This is a genomic window from Enterobacter sp. 725m/11 (assembly GCF_011683705.1).
Classification (GTDB): domain Bacteria; phylum Pseudomonadota; class Gammaproteobacteria; order Enterobacterales; family Enterobacteriaceae; genus Enterobacter; species Enterobacter bugandensis.
Genome location: NZ_JAAQOK010000031.1, coordinates 1 through 17,419, shown reverse-complemented (window position 1 = coordinate 17,419; position 17,419 = coordinate 1). Strand labels below are relative to the sequence as shown.

Annotated in this window: 25 protein-coding genes; 6 read left to right on the top strand and 19 right to left on the bottom strand. The window is 51.3% G+C overall.

The window, feature by feature from the left end:
- Positions 1-22 precede the first annotated feature (22 nt).
- A complete protein-coding gene (locus tag HBA26_RS14525) occupies positions 23-673 on the top strand; it encodes a tellurite resistance TerB family protein (protein WP_126345756.1) in 651 nt (216 codons plus the stop codon).
- Between the two features lie 85 nt (positions 674-758).
- Complete coding sequence (ptrB, locus tag HBA26_RS14520; protein ID WP_126345755.1) at positions 759-2,819, top strand: oligopeptidase B; 2,061 nt, start codon at positions 759-761, stop codon at positions 2,817-2,819.
- Here ptrB and exoX read toward each other — a convergent pair.
- The 3 genes from exoX to HBA26_RS14505 all read right to left on the bottom strand — a co-directional run bounded on the left by exoX (position 2,816) and on the right by HBA26_RS14505 (position 4,494).
- Positions 2,816-3,478, bottom strand: coding sequence for an exodeoxyribonuclease X (exoX, locus tag HBA26_RS14515; protein ID WP_025756911.1), 663 nt, complete (start codon positions 3,476-3,478; stop codon positions 2,816-2,818). The two genes, ptrB and exoX, sit on opposite strands and share 4 nt — an antisense overlap.
- A 24-nt stretch (positions 3,479-3,502) precedes the next feature.
- Positions 3,503-4,153 (bottom strand): nitrilase-related carbon-nitrogen hydrolase, encoded by a 651-nt coding sequence (locus HBA26_RS14510; RefSeq protein ID WP_049138839.1) that lies wholly within the window; start codon positions 4,151-4,153, stop codon positions 3,503-3,505.
- A 110-nt stretch (positions 4,154-4,263) separates the two neighbouring features.
- Positions 4,264-4,494 carry a DNA polymerase III subunit theta gene (locus HBA26_RS14505; protein WP_008500465.1) on the bottom strand — a complete coding sequence of 77 codons (231 nt, stop codon included), beginning with the start codon at positions 4,492-4,494 and terminating at the stop codon, positions 4,264-4,266.
- 136 nt (positions 4,495-4,630) lie between these two features.
- Between HBA26_RS14505 and yobA the strand changes: the two genes are divergently transcribed.
- From yobA to HBA26_RS14490, 3 genes are read left to right on the top strand one after another with little or no spacing between them, the layout of a single operon-like run.
- Positions 4,631-5,002, top strand: coding sequence for a CopC domain-containing protein YobA (gene yobA / locus HBA26_RS14500; RefSeq protein WP_045260311.1), 372 nt, complete (start codon positions 4,631-4,633; stop codon positions 5,000-5,002).
- Position 5,003: 1 nt separating this feature from the next.
- Positions 5,004-5,873: a copper homeostasis membrane protein CopD gene (gene copD / locus HBA26_RS14495; RefSeq protein WP_126345754.1), complete on the top strand. Its 870-nt coding sequence runs from the start codon at positions 5,004-5,006 to the stop codon at positions 5,871-5,873.
- 16 nt (positions 5,874-5,889) lie between these two features.
- A complete protein-coding gene (locus HBA26_RS14490) occupies positions 5,890-6,228 on the top strand; it encodes a YebY family protein (protein WP_063155606.1) in 339 nt (112 codons plus the stop codon).
- 320 nt (positions 6,229-6,548) lie between these two features.
- Here the strand turns inward: HBA26_RS14490 and HBA26_RS14485 are convergent, their stop codons facing one another.
- The 10 genes from HBA26_RS14485 to gamL form a co-directional block, all read right to left on the bottom strand.
- A complete protein-coding gene (locus HBA26_RS14485) occupies positions 6,549-7,634 on the bottom strand; it encodes a tyrosine-type recombinase/integrase (protein ID WP_166720939.1) in 1,086 nt (361 codons plus the stop codon).
- Positions 7,603-7,875, bottom strand: a complete 273-nt coding sequence (locus tag HBA26_RS14480; protein ID WP_023300430.1) for an excisionase — start codon at positions 7,873-7,875, stop codon at positions 7,603-7,605. Before HBA26_RS14480 ends, HBA26_RS14485 begins: the two co-directional genes overlap by 32 nt.
- Positions 7,876-8,634: 759 nt before the next feature.
- Complete coding sequence (locus HBA26_RS14475; protein ID WP_166720938.1) at positions 8,635-10,074, bottom strand: colicin-like pore-forming protein; 1,440 nt, start codon at positions 10,072-10,074, stop codon at positions 8,635-8,637.
- A 454-nt stretch (positions 10,075-10,528) separates the two neighbouring features.
- Complete coding sequence (locus tag HBA26_RS14470; protein WP_058106391.1) at positions 10,529-11,080, bottom strand: phage N-6-adenine-methyltransferase; 552 nt, start codon at positions 11,078-11,080, stop codon at positions 10,529-10,531.
- A gap of 10 nt (positions 11,081-11,090) precedes the next feature.
- On the bottom strand, positions 11,091-11,825 hold the full coding sequence (locus tag HBA26_RS14465) for a DNA cytosine methyltransferase (protein ID WP_076732565.1): 735 nt from the start codon (positions 11,823-11,825) through the stop codon (positions 11,091-11,093).
- Entirely contained in the window at positions 11,822-11,974 is a 153-nt protein-coding gene (locus HBA26_RS14460; protein WP_166720937.1) for a DUF1317 family protein, read from the bottom strand. The genes HBA26_RS14465 and HBA26_RS14460 overlap by 4 nt, the downstream gene beginning before the upstream one ends.
- A complete protein-coding gene (locus HBA26_RS14455; protein ID WP_166720936.1) occupies positions 11,971-12,399 on the bottom strand; it encodes a regulator in 429 nt (142 codons plus the stop codon). The genes HBA26_RS14460 and HBA26_RS14455 overlap by 4 nt, the downstream gene beginning before the upstream one ends.
- Positions 12,396-13,013, bottom strand: coding sequence for a lambda exonuclease family protein (locus HBA26_RS14450; protein ID WP_166720935.1), 618 nt, complete (start codon positions 13,011-13,013; stop codon positions 12,396-12,398). Before HBA26_RS14450 ends, HBA26_RS14455 begins: the two co-directional genes overlap by 4 nt.
- Complete coding sequence (gene bet / locus HBA26_RS14445) at positions 13,010-13,756, bottom strand: phage recombination protein Bet (RefSeq protein ID WP_166720934.1); 747 nt, start codon at positions 13,754-13,756, stop codon at positions 13,010-13,012. The genes HBA26_RS14450 and bet overlap by 4 nt, the downstream gene beginning before the upstream one ends.
- 18 nt (positions 13,757-13,774) lie before the next feature.
- On the bottom strand, positions 13,775-14,059 hold the full coding sequence (gamL, locus tag HBA26_RS14440; protein WP_166720933.1) for a host nuclease inhibitor GamL: 285 nt from the start codon (positions 14,057-14,059) through the stop codon (positions 13,775-13,777).
- A gap of 123 nt (positions 14,060-14,182) precedes the next feature.
- On the opposite strand from gamL, the gene HBA26_RS14435 reads away from it, so the two are divergent.
- Positions 14,183-14,380: a hypothetical protein gene (locus tag HBA26_RS14435; RefSeq protein WP_116339138.1), complete on the top strand. Its 198-nt coding sequence runs from the start codon at positions 14,183-14,185 to the stop codon at positions 14,378-14,380.
- Here the strand turns inward: HBA26_RS14435 and HBA26_RS14430 are convergent, their stop codons facing one another.
- From HBA26_RS14430 to HBA26_RS14405, 6 genes are all read right to left on the bottom strand, one after another.
- Positions 14,381-14,536: a host cell division inhibitory peptide Kil gene (locus HBA26_RS14430; protein ID WP_063216521.1), complete on the bottom strand. Its 156-nt coding sequence runs from the start codon at positions 14,534-14,536 to the stop codon at positions 14,381-14,383. It lies immediately after the preceding gene.
- Complete coding sequence (locus tag HBA26_RS14425) at positions 14,533-14,691, bottom strand: hypothetical protein (RefSeq protein ID WP_162874937.1); 159 nt, start codon at positions 14,689-14,691, stop codon at positions 14,533-14,535. The genes HBA26_RS14430 and HBA26_RS14425 overlap by 4 nt, the downstream gene beginning before the upstream one ends.
- Positions 14,688-14,936 (bottom strand): hypothetical protein, encoded by a 249-nt coding sequence (locus tag HBA26_RS14420; RefSeq protein WP_166720929.1) that lies wholly within the window; start codon positions 14,934-14,936, stop codon positions 14,688-14,690. Before HBA26_RS14420 ends, HBA26_RS14425 begins: the two co-directional genes overlap by 4 nt.
- Positions 14,937-15,080: 144 nt before the next feature.
- Entirely contained in the window at positions 15,081-15,407 is a 327-nt protein-coding gene (locus HBA26_RS14415) for a hypothetical protein (RefSeq protein WP_166720932.1), read from the bottom strand.
- Positions 15,408-16,130: 723 nt separating this feature from the next.
- Complete coding sequence (locus HBA26_RS14410) at positions 16,131-16,610, bottom strand: hypothetical protein (protein WP_166720931.1); 480 nt, start codon at positions 16,608-16,610, stop codon at positions 16,131-16,133.
- Complete coding sequence (locus HBA26_RS14405) at positions 16,607-17,224, bottom strand: type II toxin-antitoxin system MqsA family antitoxin (RefSeq protein ID WP_166720930.1); 618 nt, start codon at positions 17,222-17,224, stop codon at positions 16,607-16,609. The genes HBA26_RS14410 and HBA26_RS14405 overlap by 4 nt, the downstream gene beginning before the upstream one ends.
- Between the last annotated feature and the right edge of the window lie 195 nt (positions 17,225-17,419).

Genomic DNA, 17,419 nt, shown 5'->3' with positions numbered 1-17,419 from the left:
TAACCGTTAAGCGAGGGAAACCATGTCAGGCTGGTTAAATCAACTGCAATCCATGTTAGGGCAGAAAACGTCTGGTTCCGGCGAACAGGGGCTGAGCAAACTGCTGGTACCGGGGGCGCTCGGTGGTCTGGCAGGGCTGCTGGTTGCCAATAAATCCTCACGCAAGCTGCTGGCGAAGTACGGTACCGGCGCGCTGCTGGCCGGGGGCGGCGCTATCGCCGGCACCGTGCTGTGGAACAAATATAAGGACAGGGTGCGAGCGGCGCACCGCGATGAACCTCACTATGGGGAGCATACTTCTCCGCTGGATCTGCGCACGGAGCGGCTCATCCTGGCGCTGGTGTTTGCCGCCAAAAGCGACGGGCATATTGATGATAATGAAAGAGCGGCTATCGAACAGCAGCTACGCGAGGCGGGTGTTGAAGAACAGGGCAGAACGCTGGTGGCGCAGGCCATTGATCAGCCGCTCGATCCGCAGCGTCTGGCACTGAGCGTGAAAAATGAGGAAGAGGCGCTGGAACTCTATTTTCTCAGCTGTGCTGCCATAGATATCGATCACTTTATGGAGCGTAGCTACCTTAACGCCCTCGGCGACGCGCTGAAGATCCCTCAGGACGTGCGCGAGGGGATAGAAAAAGATATCGGGGAACAAAAACAGGCGCTACAGGGCTAACTCGCGCCCCCGGGGTCATGTTTCGCTTGCATCATGCGCGGGTTTTGCCAACCTTATAGGGTGTAAAACTTAAAAGAATGATGACATGCCACCGAAAGCCCGACGTACTCCTTATGCGATCGTCACGCATGGCGATACGCGCATAGACAACTACTACTGGCTGCGGGACGATTCGCGTTCCCGGCCAGAGGTGCTCGACTACCTGCACGAGGAAAACGACTATGGCCGCAGGGTCATGGCCAGCCAGCAGGCGCTGCAGGACCAGCTGCTGAACGAAATGGTGCAGCGTATTCCCCAGCGCGACATCTCCGCGCCCTGGACCAAAAACGGCTATCGCTATCGCCATATCTATGAGCCGGGCAACGAGTATCCCATCTATCAACGACAGTCGGTATTAAGCGCCGAGTGGGATGAATGGGACATTCTGCTGGATGCGAACCAGCGCGCCGCCCACAGCGAGTTTTATACCCTGGGTGGTATGTCCATCTCCCCTGACAACACCATCATGGCACTGGCGGAGGATTATCTCTCCCGGCGCCAGTACGGCCTGCGTTTTCGCAATCTGGAAACCGGCAACTGGTATCCGGAAATGCTGGAAAACGTCTCCCCGGATTTTGTCTGGGCGAACGATTCCGAGACGGTCTACTACGTTAAAAAGCACGCCTCTACGCTGCTGCCTTATCAGGTGTGGCGCCATACCGTAGGCACGGACTCAGCCGATGACGAGCTGGTCTATGAAGAGAAAGACGAAACATTTTATGTCAGCCTGCATAAAACCTCCTCGCGCCACTATGTGATTATCTTCCTCGCCAGCGCCACCACCTCGGAAGTGCTGCTCCTGGATGCCGAACTGCCTGACGCCCAGCCGCTCTGTTTCCTGCCGCGCCGCAAGGACCACGAGTACAGCCTGGATCACTTCCAGCACAGCTTTTATCTGCGTTCGAATCGTGAAGGCAAGAACTTTGGTCTGTACAAAACCAAGGTGCGCGACGAGCGCAAGTGGGAGGTGCTCATTCCCGCGCGGGATCAGGTGATGCTGGAAGGGTTCACGCTGTTTACCGACTGGCTGGTGGTGGAGGAGCGCCAGCGGGGGCTGACCAGTATCCGGCAGATCAACCGTAAAACGCGTGAGGTGATAGGGATTGCGTTCGACGATCCGGCCTACGTCACGTGGATCGGCTTTAACCCGGAACCTGAATCGTCCCGGCTGCGCTACGGCTACTCGTCGATGACTACGCCGGATACGCTCTTTGAGCTGGATATGGATACCGGACAGCGCCAGGTACTTAAGCAAACCGAAGTGAAGGGCTTTGATTCCGACAATTACCGCAGCGAACACCTGTGGGTCACCGCGCGCGATGGCGTGGAAGTGCCTGTTTCGCTCGTTTATCATAAGGCGCTTTTCCAGAAGGGTAAAAATCCGATCCTGGTCTACGGCTACGGCTCCTATGGCTCCAGCATGGATGCCGACTTCAGCAGCAGCAGATTAAGCCTGCTCGACCGCGGCTTTGTTTTCGCCATTGCCCATATTCGCGGCGGCGGCGAGCTGGGGCAGCACTGGTATGAAGACGGGAAATTCCTGAAAAAGAAAAACACCTTCAACGACTATCTCGACGTCTGCGATGCGCTGATTGAGCAAGGCTATGGCGATCCTCAGCTTTGCTTCGGCATGGGCGGCAGCGCGGGGGGGATGCTGATGGGGGCGGTCATCAATCAGCGGCCCGATCGCTTTAAGGGCATTGTTGCGCAGGTCCCGTTTGTCGATGTGGTTACCACTATGCTCGATGAGTCCATCCCTTTGACGACCGGGGAGTTTGAGGAGTGGGGCAACCCGCAGGATGAAACCTATTATCGCTATATGAAAGAGTACAGCCCGTATGACAACGTGGAAGCGAAAGCGTACCCGCACATGCTGGTGACGACCGGTTTGCACGATTCACAGGTGCAATACTGGGAACCGGCAAAATGGGTAGCAAAGCTGCGGGAGCTGAAAACCGATGACAACCTGCTGCTGCTCTGTACCGATATGGACTCCGGGCACGGGGGGAAATCGGGTCGATTCAAATCCTACGAAGGGGTGGCCCTGGAGTATGCCTTTTTGATAGGCCTGGCGCAGGATACGTTGCCAGGCCGTGTGCAGCGTTAAGCTTCGCCCAGATAGTGTTTCAGGGTTAAGCGCAGCTCCGGGCTCATTTTGTCGAGGTTGTTATACAGCCAGCGCAGATAGCCCGGATCTTTATCCGCAATATCCGATACCGCTCTCCCGCGGTATTTGCCGAAGGTGAACGTCGTCAGCAGCGCAGGGCGTCCGGTGATCGTTGCCATATCATCCGGCGTCCAGCCCGATGTGTTCATAATATCTATGAGCAGCGCAGCGGTGATATAGCAGTCATACAGGGCGCGGTGATGGTGCAGCCCTTCAGGGGTTCTGACGCTGAGCTTGCGGGATTTATACAGCGCCATATTGCTGTACTTGATCCCTGGCCAGAGGCGACGCGCCAGCTTCATGGTACAAATCCACTCCCCGGGCATTTCGGGGAGTACCCGACGGTCAAAGCTGGCGTTGTGGGCAACGTACCATGGGCTGCCGTAGTAGTGCGGGATAACGTCTTCTATCCAGGGTTTATCCGCCACCATTGATTCTGTAATGCGATGGATAGCCATGGCCTGTGGGCTAATAGGACGATCGGGGCGCACCAGATGGCTCATCGGGTTGACGATTTTTCCATCAACCACGTCGACCGAGGCCACTTCCACAATTCCGCCCTGAAGATCGCAAGTTTCGGTATCAATGACGCGCAGCATGAAAATCTCCTGAGCTTAAAACGCTTAGCCTAAAGGAATGATATCGCCTTGCCAACCCTGTCCGTTGCGCGTGCCGGTCAACAGGAGCTCACCCTTATCTGCCCGAACGATCAGCTGGCCTTTTTCATCCCATAACGCGCTGCCCGCGCCGGCATTTGCCATTAACACCGCGATGGCATACCTGTGCGCAAAGCGCTGCAGGGTATTGATGGACTGTCGCCAGCGGTAATCCCTCACCGACTGGCAACTGGTGAAGAGTGTTGCCTGCGGATCAAGATTCGGTGAATCGCTTTGCCCATCTATAATCGTGAGTTGTTTATCACCCGGCACCAGGCTGGCGCCGCTCCCCTGAGGGTAACGCAGAATACGATCGCGGGAGGGGATAAACAGCGCAAGGCCTTTCTGGCGCTGACCGTTTCGTTCAACGGGAAGCCCTGCAATGAGGGTAATGCGGTAAAAATGCGCGGCATCAAGCAATGGCTGTAGTCGATCGTCTTCGGGCGGAAGCGGTAATGCCGTCGCGCCCGGGCCGGTTAATGAGAGTTCCGGGAAAACCAGCAAATCGCACTGATGATGTGCTGCTTCGGCAATAAAGTGGAGATGGTGCGCAATATGGTCATCTACGCTGTGATGCTGCCCGCCATACTGGGCTGCCGCAATATTCCAATGTGACATCGTGACTTCCTTATACACAGAGTCGCAGGGATTAAAGAGTACACCTAATTTAATCAGGGTTTTCTTATCCTGCCAGATTCCGCGTAAGGAAGTGTAACGAGTCGTTAAGCTTATTTAACTTTCGGCTCGTACGGCAAGCGGGAGAGGTTGACCGAGGCGAGACGGTGGGCAATTAACCTTTCGCGAAACCAGTCACGAAGATGGGCGGGCTGTTCTCGCTCCACCACTTCAGCCACGACGGGCATGTTGTAACGCTCTTTAAAGGCGACGCCAGCGGCAGCGAGATCGACATTCACTTTATCCATCTCGTCCTGAGGAAGGGCGGCCAGATTGATCTTCATTACCTTCTCCTTATTTTGCGGCGGCAACGTTACCGCGATTGCGCGACGATGACAAGCAGAGCGGGATGATCCTCGACTCGTTTATTATACAGCGTTATTCTTTAGCATACAGACATAACAAAAAGGAATGATTGTGATGGGTTTATCCGCTTCCCGCGCGGTATGCGCACTGGTTTTTTTGGCCTCAACGGTAATCTCACCCTCCGTGCTGGCGCATGCGCATCTTGAGCAGCAGAGCCCGGCAGCGGACAGCCAGGTGGCGTCACCGCAGGTGCTGACGCTGAATTTCTCCGAAGGTATCGAGCCCGGATTTAGCGGCGTCGTGGTGACGGATGCGCAAAAGCAGGTGATCAAAACCGGTACCGCCACGCGAGACGAAAAGAACAAAGCACAGCTGACCGTTCCGCTGGAACAGACGCTGGCGCCGGGGGCTTACCGGGTGGACTGGCACGTGGTTTCCGTCGACGGCCATAAAACCAAAGGCAGCTATCGCTTCAGCGTGAAATAGCATGCTGGGACTGTTATACGTAGGATTGCGCTTTATCCATTTTGCGGCGCTAATGCTCGTTTTTGGCAACGCGCTTTACAGCGTCTGGTTTGCGCCTTCCGGGCTGCACCGCCTGATGGCCCGGCGTTTCCAGCTCCAGCAGAGAGTGGCGTCCATCGTCAGCCTGACCGCTGCGATCCTGATGTTTATGCTTCAGGGCGGCTTAATGGGCAACGGCTGGGGCGATGTGTTTAACCCGCAAATCTGGTACAGCGTGCTGGGAACGCGGTTTGGTGGCGTCTGGTTGTGGCAAATTATCCTCGCTGCCATCACCGTTGTCATCGCGTGGCTCGCGCCGCTGAAAGGCTCGCGCCTGCTGCTGCTCGCCATGGGCCAGCTTATCCTGCTGGCAGGGGTAGGGCACGCGGCGATGAGCGACGGCCCGATGGGGGCGATACAGCGACTCAATCATGCTGTTCACCTGCTGTGTGCCGCAACCTGGGTGGGTGGATTGCTGCCGCTGCTGTTTTGCATGCGTCTGGCGAAAGGACGCTGGCAGAACGCGGCCATCTATACCATGATGCGTTTCTCGCGCGTGGGGCATTATGCCGTCGCAGGCGTGCTGCTTACCGGCGTAGTGAATGCGCTGTTGATTCTGGGCTTCCATATTCCCTGGCAGGCTGGCTACGTGCAGTTTTTGTTGTTCAAATGTGCTCTCGTGGCGTTGATGGTGGCAATTGCGCTGGCAAATCGGTATTTTCTGGTGCCACGGTTCCGTCCGGATTCCGGGCGCGAACAACAGATGTTTATCAGGATGACACAGGCAGAGGTGGTGCTGGGCGCGCTGGTTCTGGCAACGGTCAGTCTGTTTGCTACCTGGGAACCCTTCTGACAAGGTTAACTATTAAATGAAAAAGACAGTACTTTCTCTCTTATTGCTGGCCTGGGCGGGAAGCGCTCTGGCGGCACCGCAGGTAATCACCGTAAGCCGCTTTGAAGTGGGCAAAGACAAATGGGCCTTTAATCGCGAAGAGGTGATGCTGACCTGCCGTCCGGGCCATGCGCTGTATGCGATCAACCCGAGCACGCTGGTCCAGTACCCGCTCAACGATACCGCTGAGCAGCAGGTCGCCAGCGGCAAGAGCAGCGGTCAGCCAGTCAGCGTGATTCAGATTGATGACCCGGCCAACCCGGGGCAGAAGATGAGCCTGGCACCGTTTATCGAGCGCGCTGACAAGCTCTGCTGACGTTCAGGTTTCCAATAAAAAAACCGCAGATGCTCGCCAAAGCACTGCGGTTTTTCACTTTTAATGATGCTCTGACGCTTTTTTTCAGGCCACTTTTGCTGTGGACTGGAAAACCTGGCGTCGTCATCTATTCTTAAAAGGCAAGGCGACTTAGCCTGCATTAATGCCAACTTTTAGCGCACGGCTCTCTCCCAAGAGCCATTTCCCTGGACCGAATACAGGAATCGTATTCGGTCTCTTTTTATCTATTTGTTTCTCAAAGGTTTTTTCGGTCTTAACACGAAATCCCCCGAAAATTACTCGAATATTCCATATCCTGTCTAAACCATAACATACTCTGCACCGCGTGCGTCCAGGTATTTTTTGGTCATTGTTAAATTTTTGTGGCCGAGTAAACGTTGAGCAAATTCTTCTCCGCGCTCCTTTTCGTAGAGCCTGCTCGCCAGACTCCTGATCTCATGGAAAGGCGGTGGGTTAGGACCGAATTTTAACCCGGTCGAATCCCTTATCTCTGCGAAAGCCTGGGTGAGTCCGTCAGGAGTTAGCGGCCCCGGCTTTCTCCCCCCGCGGCGAACCGGCGAGTAAAGCAGGAAGTCGGAAGGGTTATTCACCCGGCATCGATCAATGACATCCTGCAACACAAGCCCGGCGACGTCCAGCCTCAAATCAAGGGGGAGCGCCAGTTTGTGACCTGTTTTCTCCTGAGTAACGAAAAGCCTCCCGTCTTTAATGTCACTGAACCTGAACAGTGAGATATCCTCCCGCCGCTGGCCGGTGGACAGCGCCAGATCGCATGCGTTAGGCGCCCAGTCAGAATGAGTTAACGCGGCCTGGCGGATGACGGTAAATTGTTCGAGTAACAGGCGCTCTCGCTTAACTTTCGGCGTCGGCGTTCGCGTCGGCTCGGCCGGGTTCCTGTCGACATGACCTTCAACGATCGCCTCCCTGAAGATGTCCATTAAGACAGAACGCAGCCCGGAAGCCATGCTCTTTTTATCGCAGAGAATGTACGATTCAAGAAATGAGGCGATGTCCTTTGTCGTGACGGAAGCGAGGGGAATTTTGCCGAACTCTTCCTTTATGGTGGCGATCTGGTTTCGCCTGACCTTCATCGTGTTTGGTTTCAGCTCGCGCCGCTCGAGAATTACCTCGTAACGCTCCAGCCATACAGCCACTGTGAAAGTGGGCACGTCTTTTATGCGATCCAGTAGAGTAGAGGGAAGGTAATTCTGGTCGATGTAGTTGTTGGCCTCAATGGCCTGGGCAACAGCGTCCTTGCGATCAATCCGGCCAAGAGAAATCTCCTGCCCGGTCACCGGATTGCGCCAGCTGTAAAGTCTGTCTCTTTTACGATAGGTCAGGTTACGGGGCAGGTTAGCGTCGTAACGTACTGGCCTTTTCGCCATGAGTCAGTCTCTCCAGTAAGGTACCGCCAGACGGCAGTTTGGTGTGTTTCGGTTTAGCGCGCAGATTCTTCTTGCGCGGATCCACGTAGATAGCGTCAGGCTGAACCTTATATTCCTTTCCGTGCAGCTCAGGCGCGGGATAAATTCGCCCCTCCCGCGTCCATCGTCGCAGAGTAGAAAGGGATGGGGGAGTCGTGTAGACCTCAGCAGCCCATTCCTGCAAGTTGAGAAGCTTAGCCATGAGAACTCCTTAGCCGCCAGGCATTATAAGCGAGGCCGCGTTGACGTGTTGATTAATCGAAATCAGGTAAAAATAAGCCCGACGCGGGGCCGGGCAAAAGGGAAAACGGAGCAGTGCTTTCGCACCCAATAGCCAGTTCATAACTGGCAATCAATTGCGTCAAAGTAAAAAACACGATAAGTCGTTAAAACTATTAGGGCTTTCACAGTTATGTTCGCTGTCGTCATTACATAATTTGTAATATCAGCAGTTTGGAACTAGTAGCCACTTCCAGAATCTGTCAGCGCTTTACCGGCGACCATACTTAGTCTGGAATTGAAAGCGTTTTGTGATGTCTAGCGATCTTTATAAAGATCCTGTTCATGCCTCCATCAATTAATCTGGCTACCAGATAAGTGGGTATGATAATATTGTGGAAAGGATAATTGATTTTGTGATAAAGGGAGGATGGTAATGAAAAAATACCTTGCTGACTTTTTTTTATGCATATGTTTCTACATACTTGTATTTGTTCTGGTTCTTGCAAGCTCAAACCTTAATTTAAAGGAAAGTCTAATATTGATTGCATATTGTACATTAAGCAGTTTGTTTTTCCCTTTCGTTGCGAATTTTTTTCGTGGGTTTAAAAAGGGTGAGATTCCTCTTCAGTATTGGAATAACGGTGTTTTCACATTGTGCTTAGTTTTGTCATTACCTTTGGGGCTCTTTTTGGTGTTATATAAAATGAGCAAGAGATAAATTATCTCTTGCTCTACGTATTTAAAGGCTAAGGATGAATTTATTTAAATCCTCAAGCGCTTTATCTGTAATCAAAGCAGCTGTTATAGCGAGGATTGCCGAAAACCCTATAATTCCGATTGGAGTTGTTGCTATTACGGCATATGCAGTAACAACTAATAAAGATGCAATTTTTGTTGCTGCAATCTTTTCACCAGAAATGATCGCATCGTTCCAGTTTCCTGTTCGAAAACCTTTTACGATCCCATTCACAAAAGCTCCCCAAGCTATTGCTTCGCCAACTACACCGAACATTTTACTCATTTTCTGTAACTGTGCAGCCATAGTGGCTTTGTCTAATGACTCTAGGGCTTTTGCAATTGCGTTTCGGTCAGCCACGCTGAATTTTTTGTTAAGGTTACCTTTGTATTTATCATATGCAGCTATCGCTTCTGATGCATTTCGTAATTTTTTACCTTTTGCCATTGCCTCTAGCGCTTTAGCCTCCTTTGTTAGTTTATCCCCAAATTTTTCTGTTAATGCTTTATAAAAATCGGAAGCTATGCTGATAGCATTAGTTGGAAAAGAACTGAACAAATCCTGTGCGCTTTGTGAAGCTTTTTGCTTTCTCTCAGGATCTGATTTAGCAAAATCAAGCTCCGGGAACATTTCTCCTGGTGTCTTATTATTTGTTTTTGCCACCGCTACCTTGAGATTTTCAGCTTTTGTGTATGGACGATCAGCTATTTTAGTAGTTGAGATTACTGTTCCTTGCTCGTTTAATTTGACCGCGTATCTAAAGCCTTCAACATATACATCAAAAGTTCTAATGTTCGGGGGCAATGTTTTCCAAGATGTTTCAGCTTCTTTTTTTGCCTTGGCCTGTCGTTCTGGTTCTCCTTTAGAGAAATCAAGTTCTGGATATAAATCACTTGGTTTTTTATTCTGTGATTTTGCTACTGCAACTTTCAAATTTTCAGCTTTTGTATATGGGCGGGGTGCTGTTTGCGTAACTGAAGTAGCTTTACCGAATTGATCTAACTTCACTTTATATTTGAATTGATCAACTGTCGTATCGAATTCGTCCGGTAATTTGCTCCAATCCCCTGGTTTGATACTCCATCCTCCTGGAACAACAGAATCGTTTGAACCTGTTGATCCGCTACTATTGCTTCCTTTGCCCGCAGAGGTTAATACACCTGAAAATCCGCCCACGGTGTTAGAAGTTCGACTGCCAGTTTCAGAAGAAACAGTATTATTCTGTCCCTGTATATTCGCTGTATAACCCCCAGAACCGTCACTTTTAATATTTGAGACTTGCGATGCTGTAATTTGTGTTCCACCGTAACTATTAAATTGAGAAGCAATATCGGCAGGTGAAGGTGCTCGCATACCTCCACTACTGCCTCCAATACTACCGGAGCTGTCTCCACCGCTGTGAACACCATCTGACCAACTTCCACCGAAACCAGTCCAAGCCATATTTATATCCCTTATAAGTTTGTGGTTAAATCAATTAAAAACTATAGCAACTGTATTTTTTAGTCAAGCCTGTTTATTTCTCTCCTTGTGCTTATGAAGTATGTTTATATCTAAAATGTGATGGTGGTTGTTGATATCTTATTTCGAAAATATGAGGTATTTTAAATTAAAAGCTGTCCAAAGGTGTTGCTGCCGAATATATATCTAATCATATTGAGATTAGCGTATTCTAAGACTGCCGAATATAATTGTAGTCGCGGAATTATCGGAGAACATTCAAATAGTATGCTCCCCTACTGGTTCTGTACATCAACTAAACATGTTAATACTAGACATAATTACTGCTAACGGAACTGTCGGTTAATACGGTTGAATGTGAACGCCAGCAATAAAAAAGGCCGCGACAGCGACCTGGTGATTAGTGCCTTGATACTGGCGTTTTCTGTGTCTGGCGTCATGCGGCCTCCCGACGGGCGAGAAGTTTCGCCCCGAAAGCCATCAGCTCGTCCCGGTCCACAGTTGCGAAGTGGCAGTGTGTGCGCGGGTACGGTCGCCAGATGATGAGCATTGAGCCCTTGTTGTTTCCGCTGACGGGCTTACCGGTGATCGGGTTGATAAATGCCAGCCGCCCGGCGGTGATGAATCGAACCTCGCTGGCGGTCTGGATAGCTTCCCTGAACCATCCAACCGAAGTATCTGCCGGCACCAGCATGACCGTGCCGATCTGATTGGAGCTCTCGGCAGCGGCCTTCTTAACGAAAGGCGTGATGTCGCTGTATGGCGGGTTCAGCCAGACATAGCCGGGAATGCTCAGGTAATCAGCCCATGGCGTTTCCAGCGTGTTCTGCTCAGCGGTGATGAACCTCCGGCACAGTGCGTTATACGGCGCCGCAGCGGCATCCAACTGGAAGCAGAACTCAGCATCAAGGGAAGCGAAAAGGGCTGGTGGAGTACGCCATAGGTCGCGCTGATCCGCTGGTGTTTTTGTTTCGTATACGTAATCCATCTTCGCCTCACTATGAATTTTTGAGGATGGAGAATGCTGTTGCTGCCACTCGAGGAACCTGTCCATTGCCAAGGGCTTTAATTCTGTCCACCCTATGGGCCAGCCCATGAACCACTCGACCCATTCCGGGTTCAGCTGTCCATCTTGGTGTGGCTGCGACCCATCCGGCAACGGACGCATCTTTATCGCACTCGGCAAGTCTGGAGTTCTGCGAAGCCGTTCGCTTGGACAGTCGCCGCGGATCGTGGCCTTCGCTGTAGGCCACAATCCACATCCTGTCTCTTTCATGGGGCGCTCCGCAGTTGGATGCTGAAAGACGAAACCACTCGCAGCCATACCCCATCTCGGCAAGGTCACCGATGACCACGGCAAGACCTTTTCCCCTGAGTCGCGGCGAATTTTCCACGCAGACGAATGCAGGTCGTACTTCACTGACGATTCTCGCCATTTCTGTCCACAGTCCGGAACGACGTCCGTTGATGCCGGCGCCATTACCATTTGCGCTAATGTCCTGGCAGGGAAACCCGCCAGAAACGACGTCAACAATTCCTCGCCATGGCTTTCCGTCAAAACTGCACACGTCAGACCAAATCGGGAAAGGTTTGAGGATTCCATCATTTTGTCGTTGCGCGAGAACTTGTGCGGCGTAGGCATCACGTTCAACTGCGCATACTGTCCGCCAGCCAAGGAGGATACCTCCGAGTATTCCTCCGCCAGCGCCTGCGAAAAGAGCCAGCTCATTCATGCCACCTCCTGCCTTTCCCGATATTCCTCAGCGAGCCGCTTCGCCTTTAATGGATTGCTGATTACTTCACCCCATGGCATTAGCCAGCTGTTACCAATGTAGGGGAGGCGCAGTGTGCCAACCCTGATGTCGTCGTGAGCGTGAGTCATAGGATGGACTCCATTTCGTCGATGTAGAGGCCCTGAGCTATCAGGCGGCGACGGCGGGCGGCACGTTCAATGCATTCCTGCCGTCTACCTTCTTGCGATTGCTCTATGGCGCGCCGGGTGAACAGGCGCGATTTACCTTGCGGCGTTACGACCTTTGGTTTCGTTACCAGGTCGAATTTCCGGTCGCAGATTCCGTCCTCGTTGAGCCATTTTTCCGACTCAACGATCTGCGCTATTTGCCCGGTGCCGCGGGTAATGCCATTGGCGACCCGGTTGAACTCGATGAGCGTTACGCCAAACTTCTCAGCGATTTCGCTACCGGTTACCGGGCGGCCGCGCGTTTGAATCATCCAGATAACGCGTTCACGGAGGCCGGAAAATTGCCCGGTTCGCCCGGGCCTGCGGTAAAAGGGTGTGCGTTTCATGCTGCACGCTCTGTGATTTTCAGAATTTCCGATTCCAGATCTGCAAGGAAGCTCTTAACCTCAGACTCGATTTCGCGCGCCAGCTCTTCATCGAAATGAATTCGCTTCTTGAAATAGGCGAGGTCAGGCGGCAGGCGATCATCGAAACTAACGAAATCACACCATTTCCGCCCGGTGCACATCATCTGCGCATGCATTTGCAGCATGTACTGGCGCTTTGGCTCGCCAGTTTTCAGCGTTTCAAGATGGGTCCAGGTGTTGGGGCATTTGATTTCGATAAGCCCGTCGTCGTTGACAAGTCCGTCCGGGCTGGCTGCGAATCCGGGTATGGTTGGGTGATTGATGAGTCCAACTTCAGTGATTTCCGCATCGAACTCATTCAGCGCGTACATTTCGCGTGCCACTGGCTCAAGTTCAGTGCCGCGCATCATCGCGGCATTCGAAAACCCTTCCTCCAGCTTCCCGGTCAGCCGTTGGCAAATCAGCTCGGCCATGTAGTTCTGGCGGCTGGTGGAGTAGCCCGACTTAGTCAGGGCCATGACATCAGCCAGGCGACTGGCTGTGACCTTGCCGCAACGCGCAGCAAACCATTCAGGGGTGCGTTGCTCCATCATTCAGCCTCCGTCTCTGCGACATTGACAGGTTCGGCGTTGTCGACAGCAAGACTTATGTCATACATGCGTCGCTTCTCAACTGCGCCGATCACCTGCTTCTCTTCAGCGCTCAGCGCCACCCAGAACTCCTGGTACTTAACGGTTCCAAGGCGCGCGGCAGACTCGCCTTTTGCGATCAGGTCCGGACGACGGCTATCTGATTCATGGCCTGCATGAACCTCTGCCGTTGTTCCTTCAATCACTCGCTCGGCCTCGTCCTGGTCGAAGATGCCAGCGAAACCAAAGGCCAGACGCGCGCACTGGATCAGCGTCTTGTGGCGAAGCATGCGGGTAGGGTGGGACTGCCATGGCTGAGTGTTGCGTTTGCACTCGCCCATGTACTCGGTGACGATTGTCGGGTGCTTGCGGTCTTTGCGGTAAATCTTGCAGGTGCACGCGCCTTCCTCTTTGTCGTAAGAGAACTCCATGCCGTCAAACTGAGGATGTTCGTTGATAATGCGAGCCCATCCATCAACGCCGACGACCGGGACAATCCCGCCTTTATCTGGGAATGCGTAAATCTCTTTTGTCCATGGGTTCAGGCCGTACTGGTTGGCGACGATCAACAGGGCTGTAAACTGCTCGTCCGTGACGTTGCCACCTTTGAACGCTGTATTCTTCAGCGTATTCATCAGGTCTGTACCGGCATCCATGCCGAGGCGTGCGGCCAGTTTCCCGGCCATGGTGGAAAGTGCAGTACTCATTGTTAAATCCCTCAAAAATTAAAACGGGCAGCCGGTACGGTGTTCCCAGTCGTATTCCGCCTGGGCGTAAGCAACTGCCGAAATGAAATCGTTGTAGGCCTCGCCAGCTTTATCGCTGCGAAGTCCTTCGTATGGGCTGGAGTCAATCGGTACGGAGAAGTGGAAGAGGCCGGACGGCTCTTTTGGCATCATGTCGATGATTTTCTGCGCCCGGTCGTCGATCCACTTCTCTTTTTCGTCGGTGAGCTGTTGCTCAACCCACCGCTGATCTTCGATGCGGTCGTAAGTGAGGTATGCGTTCATTTCTGAACTCCTGAAATTTGGATGTGCAAAGCCCGGTATAAATTGGCTACCAAAGCGCGTGAATTTGATGATTTATTGCTGATTGGCTAAATTCATGACTCCACCATTAAAGAGGTTGCGAGCATGGAATTTATTGCTTTCAGTGAAGGGGACGTGGTTGCTATATCAGGTGATAATGATGAATGGCTTGTGGAGCAATTCGATCCTGATTCTCCCGATACTGACGTTACTATCTTTAACATGCGGACTGGCGACTATATTGCTCAGAATTACAAGGATATGCGGCGAAGGATAGTCAGGGTAATCAGGCATCAGGAATAATTACTGCGTCGAAACCTGACGTCCGCGATACCACGGCATGCCAGCAGCTCTTTTCATCTCCTCATTGGCTTCCATCCATTTGGCGCCATTGCGCTGCGCTTTGGCGTCACGAGCTTTCTGCTGCGCAAGCCGCAGCAACTGATGATTGATAGTCATACCTTCACCTCAACCTGTTTCAGGAGGCCAGCGATATGCATCTGCCAGCGGTTAAGCACCAGCTTTTCACGCGGTGCCGATACCGCCGTCAGCTGCCACTCGTTATCGTTGAGCTTTTTGGCGGTGTACTGCTTACCGTTGTGGGTTACTGTCATGATGCCTCCCGGGCGCGGAGCATGGCGTCAGCCATCTCGTAAGAGATTTCAGCTACTGACTGAGCATAAATATCCATGCGTTCCACTGGGTTCTCTGGCTTCGACGCTAACAAAGCCGGCTGCATAGCCTTCGCCGCGAAGTAATCACGCAGCGTCATGCCTTGGCTGTCGACTATCTGGTTTTCTTTTTCACCCTTATGGACCCCTGAGTAAGGGAACGCTGGACCGCCTGTTTTGTTGCTCATAAATCCTCTTGGCCTTATCGCGGCGAACGGAACGGTAATACAAGACTTCTGCGCTAATGGGCGGTGGATGGCCGCCGGTTGTCATAAATGGGCAGACTCGAAAATCTGCCTATGTATGACCGATACAAAACCCGCCGTAGCGGGTCATGACACCTTCTGTAGTGCTGATGTGCGTGGGTAGTAAAACTTCGGTTTCGCCGTCGACCCTTCCCTCGGATCAACTTTTACGGTGTAACGGGTTTGTTTTTTGTATTCCCACACTTCCGTAATCACACCAGTTTTCGTCTTCCAGCTGCCCGCGGCCTGGCTTGACCACGTAACAACATCTCCTTTCTTAAACTCCATCGCCTTACCCTCTGTCGTTACCCGCTGATGCGGGAGAAATGTTTTGGTGGTGAGCACAGCCGGGCGACTAATTCCGGTCGCGTACTCATTGCCAAGCTCCTCCGCCGAGAAGGTTTGCTTCTGCACTCACCCCAAAACATTCCAGTTACGCACCATTGCCGCTCTCCCTGAGCCCGCCGGGCGTCCGACGCATGGTTTACTGTCGCGCCGTTCGACTGACCGAATCTCAACTTCGCAGCTGGCTAACTTCGCTCAGCTGTCGATGTTTCGTTTCGATGGAGTGAATATACAAAACGTATTTATATAGCACAATACAAAACGTATACAAAAATGTCGAACTCCAGTTAACAATATGTATTTTAATGATATTTATTTTTGTAAACGCCGGTGATATGCTGCAAATAACATCATTAGGTGGGACTCAATGGAAACCAAAGAGTGGGTTGACGGCCTTCGGTGGCTTAGTGATCGAGCAGATTGTTGATCTGCACTTCCAGCTCTAGGAAAAATCAAAGAGCATTATAGTCAGCCAGACGCCGGCGATAATCTAAGAGGGCCTTTCAGTTATGCGAGCGGCATGTGGCCTTGGCTGAACAGGCTTTCCCTGAGTTTAAAGCAAAGCATATAAAGCAGGTTGAAGAGTACGAAGCTTTAATCGGTAGCAAATCCTCAGTTGATTTTTAAGCATCGACGCACCACGGGTACCGACAGTTGATAGCGATCATGAAGGAAAGGAAGCAGTTAGAAAGAGTAGCTCAACTGGAGACTAAGATGCATAAGGCGGGGTGGAAATTTAGGGCCCGCTTGTCGTATAATTGTCATAAAAAACCGGCACGCGGCCGGTTTTGTTTACAACTCTCGCTTGGCTGTAATTTTTATTGGATCATTCTTCTGAGCTGACGGCACCTGCAAAGGGCTGAGTCCAGCTTTGGAACAAAGCGAAGTAACATGCTCTTTCCAATACGGCCAAGCCGCATTGTTAATTATGTCATCAGCGCTAAACTTTTCTATCTCTTCGATTGTTACAACTGAGTCTGAGTCAAAAACAACATCGTGCTGAGCTTCGATTTCGAACAGAACTTTAGATGTTTCTGGATCTTGCCCTGCTTCAGTTGCTCTTATCGAACATTGCAGCCTGAAAAGACATGCGCATCGACTTATCTTAGTTAGCTCTTCGTCTTCATATTTTTCAGCAACTTGTACGCTAACAATACGGTTATTCGATTGAAGGGTTAGATCCATGCCCTCTAACATAAAAATGTTTGTGTCAGCATCAAAAGTGAGAGAAGACTTTCTCAACAGTACGTCTTTTACTTCTCTTAAAATCATAATTTACTACCTAAGGCAATCGTTTTAGTCATATGCCAAGTATTATGCTGAGTTGGTTCAGACACATAATTCTGGATGATGACTTTTACCGAATCTTCAGCAGGACTTTTCGCGTATTTAAGGTGACCAGTTTTTGAAACAAGATAAGTCTTGATCGTTTCTAACTCGGTAGTGCGATTGGTATACTCTACGGTGGTTACGGCTGGACAACCTTTACGCAGAAACTCAAAAGCAGCGGGAACCGAGTAAGCCGTTCTTAAAAGCTTATCCAGCGCAAATGATTGCGTTACGTCACCATTTTCATATTTGGTAAACGCGTTTTTGCCCCCACCAAAAATGATTGCTGCTTCAGATTGGGTAAGATGTAAATCCTCTCTGATTGCCTTTATCTGACCGCCTGTAAGCAATCCATCAGCTTCTCGATAAAAATCAGTCATCTGGCGTTTGTTAAATTTTGCCTGCTGAACTGTCAGGGTTTCTGAGCCACATGATTCGCAAACAGATGCATGGAACGGGACCTCTTTTTTAAAACCCTCAAACTCCCTGAGGATCTTGGTTTTCGTTTCATGCAACCCTTCATCCCCGCATATTGGGCAGAGTGAATAACGTTTCATGATTTGTCCTTAGTTTTCAGTTGATTCATGCAATGAAATGACTGCTACCGTGTTTCCAGAGTCTAAAAGGCATACTTTTACGTATAACATAACTGTGCACTCGCAACGTTCGTGGGGTATGTACAATTGCGCAGGCACTACATAAGCATCACATGCAAATAGCCCTTTCGGAGCGTTGCCATTGCACCACTGTGA